At 65.0% G+C, this 4,810-nt stretch carries 6 protein-coding genes; 4 read left to right on the top strand and 2 right to left on the bottom strand.

Annotated features, from left to right (window positions below; translation table 11 throughout):
* Positions 1-71 precede the first annotated feature (71 nt).
* Entirely contained in the window at positions 72-281 is a 210-nt protein-coding gene (locus AC07FK_RS34020) for a hypothetical protein (RefSeq protein WP_479108763.1), read from the bottom strand.
* Positions 278-820 (bottom strand): hypothetical protein, encoded by a 543-nt coding sequence (locus tag AC07FK_RS34015; protein WP_479108762.1) that lies wholly within the window; start codon positions 818-820, stop codon positions 278-280. Before AC07FK_RS34015 ends, AC07FK_RS34020 begins: the two co-directional genes overlap by 4 nt.
* A gap of 547 nt (positions 821-1,367) precedes the next feature.
* On the opposite strand from AC07FK_RS34015, the gene AC07FK_RS34010 reads away from it, so the two are divergent.
* From AC07FK_RS34010 to AC07FK_RS33995, 4 genes are all read left to right on the top strand, one after another.
* Positions 1,368-1,751, top strand: coding sequence for a hypothetical protein (locus AC07FK_RS34010; protein WP_479108761.1), 384 nt, complete (start codon positions 1,368-1,370; stop codon positions 1,749-1,751).
* A gap of 83 nt (positions 1,752-1,834) precedes the next feature.
* On the top strand, positions 1,835-3,112 hold the full coding sequence (locus AC07FK_RS34005) for a putative T7SS-secreted protein (protein WP_479108760.1): 1,278 nt from the start codon (positions 1,835-1,837) through the stop codon (positions 3,110-3,112).
* A 12-nt stretch (positions 3,113-3,124) separates the two neighbouring features.
* On the top strand, positions 3,125-3,754 hold the full coding sequence (locus tag AC07FK_RS34000; protein WP_479108759.1) for a hypothetical protein: 630 nt from the start codon (positions 3,125-3,127) through the stop codon (positions 3,752-3,754).
* On the top strand, positions 3,751-4,389 hold the full coding sequence (locus tag AC07FK_RS33995) for a hypothetical protein (RefSeq protein ID WP_479108758.1): 639 nt from the start codon (positions 3,751-3,753) through the stop codon (positions 4,387-4,389). The genes AC07FK_RS34000 and AC07FK_RS33995 overlap by 4 nt, the downstream gene beginning before the upstream one ends.
* Positions 4,390-4,810 lie beyond the last annotated feature (421 nt).

Here is a 4,810-nt window from a genome sequence, read left to right as displayed (position 1 = left end):
GGCGAGGCCCCCGCCTCAGACGCTACGGCTATGTTCTCGCTGGTCACAGGTGCAATCCTCCATGATCGGAGTTACACCGTTCCTTTTACAGTCCCGGTGAGGTCGTTGCGGACGGTGCTGAGGTCGTCCTCGAGGCTGCGGATGTCGCCACGGATGCCTTGCAGCTCGTAGTCGAGGTCTTCGACCTCCCCCAGCTTCGAACGCAGCGAGTGCAGCTCGTGCTCCATACCGCCGGTCCGGGTCTCCAGGCTGCGGACCTGGTAGCTGTAGTCGTCGCTCACCGCCGCGCCCCCTTCGCGCCCGTGTCCGTGCTGTCCATGGAGGACCCGGCGACAAACGCCCAGCCCACGGCGGCGGCGATGATGAACCACCGGCTGATCACGCTCAGGCTGATGAGGGCCATCAGGAGCGCGACCACGTGCAGTGCGACGGCTCCGAAGCGGCGGTCGCGGTGCTGTTCGGCATCGACCTTCTGGAAGCAGCCGGCCAACGTTCCCACAAAGTGCGGGACCAGCAGGACCAACCACCAGCTCGAGCGGTCGAGGACGAAGACGAGCGCGATCAGCACCGCGCCGACGGCCGCCTGGCCGCGCCAGGACCACGTCACGATGCGCTCACTGCGTCTGCGATCGGGTTCGGCCAAACGCTCGGGGATCGTCTTCTCGAACTCCACCAGCTTGCTGGTGACGTCAACCAGCCGGGCGTACTCCACCGCGAACTGGTCACCGTCGGAGTGCTTCAGCACCTCGGCATGGCAAGCACCGGCCTTCTGCTGAAACTGCGCGAACTGCTCCTCGATCTTCTGCTCGGTACTGACCACCGAACCACCCCCACCCGCAATGCGACGACACGCCGACCGGACACTTCCCACCGGCAGCCACCGCCAGCCATCAAACTGATCGACCGTACCCGCAGCTGTCCGGGACCCGCCGGGCAATCAGATGCAGTGGCCGAAACTCTGCCGATCAACGCCGAGGACGGCGGCCTTGACGAGGCACTCGTACGGTTCGCCGGCCGTCAGCAAGTTACGACCGGCCCCACCACCTACGCCTTACAAGTCGTCAGGACCCGAACCCTTCGAGGGTTAGCAAGTAGACCTTCCAGCCATCCACGCAGCTTCTCCCCTCAGAAACACCTGCACTCCGCGTACCGCCGCCGCGCAGTGACGCAACAGGGACCTGAGGGGAGAGGCGTACCACGTGATGGCTGGAGGGAGAGTGACGGCGCCCTCATACACCGGCGCCCCTTGGAGCCTGGGTGCCTCCCAGCCGGATACCGCAGGAGCCCGACGCGTAAAGTTACCCACTTGCCGCGTACAGCAACTGTGGGGGTGGGTAGTGTCCGAATCACTTCCTGGGACGTTCCGTGTGGATGCCCAGCAGCTCGGTGAACTGGCGGGGCGCCTGGAAGAGTGTGCGACTGAGATGAAGTCCGCCGGTTACCGGATGGAGCAGGCATCTGTCCGCGAAATGGGGCACGCCGGCCTGGAGGAGCGCTGTGGTGAGTTCCGCGACGCGTGGAAGTACGGCATTGGTCAACTCTCGAAGTTCACCGACGCGATACGCGGTGGTCTCCAGCGGACCTCGCACAACTACAGCGAAGCGGAACGCCATATTGCCGAGGGGTTCGGCGGCGGTGGGGGCACGCTCAGCGGAGGTACAGGTCCCAGCGGCTCAGCCGCGTCCGGCAGCACGAGCCCAGGCCCCGAGGCACGCGGGCGTAGTTACGGCATGGCGGACGATTTCGGCTGACCGTCAGCAGGCACTTTCTCCGTCAAAGTGTCGAGCATTGCGTCAAGCACTCATCGTTTTGTCCCCTTGTTGATCCCGACTGCATGCTGGCGCGCTCCGCCGCAGCCGACACCCTGGAGACCATTTTGGCCAGCCCTAGAGCGACGACCGTGGAGGGTTACCCTGCGCTCGGTTTCGACCCTGCCCCCGGCTCCCCTGCCGCCGTCGCCGCGCTCGCTCAGGACGTCAACGGTACGTACGCCAAGCTGAAGGCTGCTGACGGCGTTCTTACGAGCATCATCAACGGGAGCGGGGGGTGGAGCGGTATCGCGGCCGACGCTTTCACCGCGAAGGTCCGTGAGTTGCCGAAGATCCTGGATGCGGCCACCGGGAGTTTCCAGCGCGCAGCCGGTGCGCTGCTGGACTGGCAGGACCAGCTGGCCGTCATGAAGCACCAGGCCAGAGGGTATGAAGACCAGGCCGACGTGGCACGAAGGCGCGTACGGACTGCAGAGGACAATCCCGACCTGGGTTTGGACGGCCGGCAGTTCCCCACGCAGGAGGAAGCCGATCAGGCTCAGCGGCGTCTGGACCTGGCGATCGAGCAGGTCAACGCCGCGCGCCGCGACCTCGAGATGATCAACGCTGACGCGAAGCGGCTCCTGGCCCGCCACGACGAGGTCGCCGCCCTGGCGGCTCAGCTCATGCAGAAGGCCTGCGAACAGGCCCCGGACGAGCCCGGGTTCTGGGACCGCCTCATCGACGGGGTCGAAACCCTCGTCGAAGGCCACGCTCTGTTCGCCAATGCCGTTTGGGATTGGACCAAAGAACACGCCAACGCCATCTCCGCCGTCGGGGACGTCTTCTCCGCCATTAGCACCGTGACGGGCGTGGTCGGGCTCGCCCTGGACGCGACCGGCCTTCTGGCCCCGGTGGGAGTGGCGTTGGGAGCTGTCTCCGGCGTCACTGCAGGCATTGGTCTGGGACTGCACCTCACCGCGAAGTTCGCGGGCGCTGAAGTCAGCGACCGCACCTTGATCGAGGACGGATTGGGGCTTGCCTCATTCGGGCTCGGGAAGGCCGCCTCCAAGGTGGATGACGTCGGCGGTGTTGCCCAAGCCGCGATCTACCGGGGGCTTAAGGCCCGGGAGCACGGGGCGGGATGGACGTCGGTCGGAATGACAACGTATGACTACTTCCAGGACAGCACAGCTTTGGGTTACTTCATGCCGGACAGCAAGACGGAAGCGTGGGTGCTTGGCGGTGCCATGGCAGTGCCTGGGGCGGGCCCGGTAGTCGGTCTCGGCATGGCGTTCAGCAACGCTTGGGACAAGGGCTCGGAGAAGGACGCCGCAGCTGCCGAACAGCGCGCAGGACGGTAAAGGGAACGATCAATGAAACCCATATTGCTTTTGCTTGCGGCAGTGGCTGTCTTCATTCTCCTCATCTATGTCATTGCCTCCGCCGGCCGCAACCTGGTGGGGACCCGAAAGGTGGCCCTGCGGCACCAACAGGATCTGCTGTACGCCTTCGACGGCAGCGAGGAAGTGCAGGTTCGTTGGAGCGGTGTTGGGATGAGCATCGAGGAGATCGTCTGGTTCGGGCGGCTGCGTGGATACGACCTCTTCTGCCTCAAGGGTTCGGGGGGCAGTGATCGCAAGCTCGTGATGCGGCGGCTGCCTTACGCGGCCCCTCACGTGCAGCAGGGATATATCCCGCCGCAGGCAGCCGACTTGGCGGCCATCGCGAGCGATGTGCGCCGTACGGTCAACCCCGAAGCCGTCGGGCGGTTGGCCGGCTTGCTTCTTGTCGTGGCGAGTGTTTGTGGATTCGTCGCGTACGAAAGACAGCAGGCAGGTGCCGTCCTCCTCGTACCTGCAGCAATCGCCACCGTACTGTTGCTGGCGGCGGTGGCCCTGGTGACTGCCGGACGAGTAGCCCTAGGTCGCAGGAAGCAACGCTTCACTCCCACCCCGGGCGCAGGTCACATGCCGCCCCCCGGCCGCAACGGAAGGCAGCAGTGAACGTCAGCGTCGTCATACCCCCCTTCTTCAAGCCGATCACGCCAGGGCTGTCGCCCGAAGAGGCTGAGGCAGAAGCACTGCTCCGGGCAGGGCAGCAGCCCGGCAGTCCGAACGCAGGGCAACTGCGCCAACTCGTGGCCGACTACCAGAAAGCCACGGAGTCCCTCGGCGCCGCAGGCGTGTTCTATGCGGCAACATGCCTGGGAAAGATCAACAGCGAGCCATCAGCCGGGACTCTGATCATGGGTCTGCAGCCGCTTAGCTACGCCGATCCGGACGTCGCTGTCGCCGGCATCCAGCAGATCATGGTGAACAAACTCGGCAGGCGCGCGGCAGTATCCATACGCGACCTGCCATGCGGCAAGGCTGCAATCGTCATCGAACAAAACCCCTCCTTGCGCCTGCCGCCCGAGTACACCGGAACCGGCGAGAGCATCCCGATCAATGTCGCCCAGCTCCAAGCCTTCATCCCAGTTCCTCAGCAAGCCGTCCCCGGAGCCCAAGAGATGCTCGTGCTCACATTCAGCACGCCCAGCACCGACCACTGGCCCGAATACTGCGAGGTCACCGCAGACATTCTCCGCTCCCTCCGCTTCACCCCCGACGAAGAGACCATAGCCACACAAGACCGCTGACCGGCACGTGATCTCGGTCCTGCGAGACCCAACACCGGCCGGCTCGGAACGGAGCTCGACAGGTAACGACCAGCAGACGCAGGCCTTTCTGCATCTCCACCACACAGGCCCCGAGCGCGGCCACGACCATGGTCGTCATCGCCTTCGGTACGAAGAGCGGCTCCCGCTCGGTCGATGGCACGGGCGGGGACATGGCGATGGCGTCGTTGTGACTCACAGGGCCGCAAACTACTGCCGAGCTCGGCATTCAGTCCAGCGTGAACGGATCCCAAGGCGCGATCCAGCGCGGCGCGTCACGACAGGGCGAACGTTGCCTGATGCGGCACTAGTGTCCTGCGCCAGAAATGGCGAGACTAAGTCTGTAGGCTGTTTTCATGACGTCCCGGGGTCCTCGTGCTGTCGAAGTCGTGCTGTCTGCCGC

Source organism: Streptomyces sp. NPDC046122 (assembly GCF_056429965.1).
Note: the sequence above shows the minus strand (reverse complement) of the source record. Positions and strands in the feature narration are given on the sequence as shown.

Coding starts and splice junctions, on each gene's coding strand:
- AC07FK_RS34005 (WP_479108760.1), top strand. CDS start 1,835: ATGCTGGCGCGCTCCGCCGCAGCCGACACCCTGGAGACCATTTTGGCC.
- AC07FK_RS34000 (WP_479108759.1), top strand. CDS start 3,125: ATGAAACCCATATTGCTTTTGCTTGCGGCAGTGGCTGTCTTCATTCTC.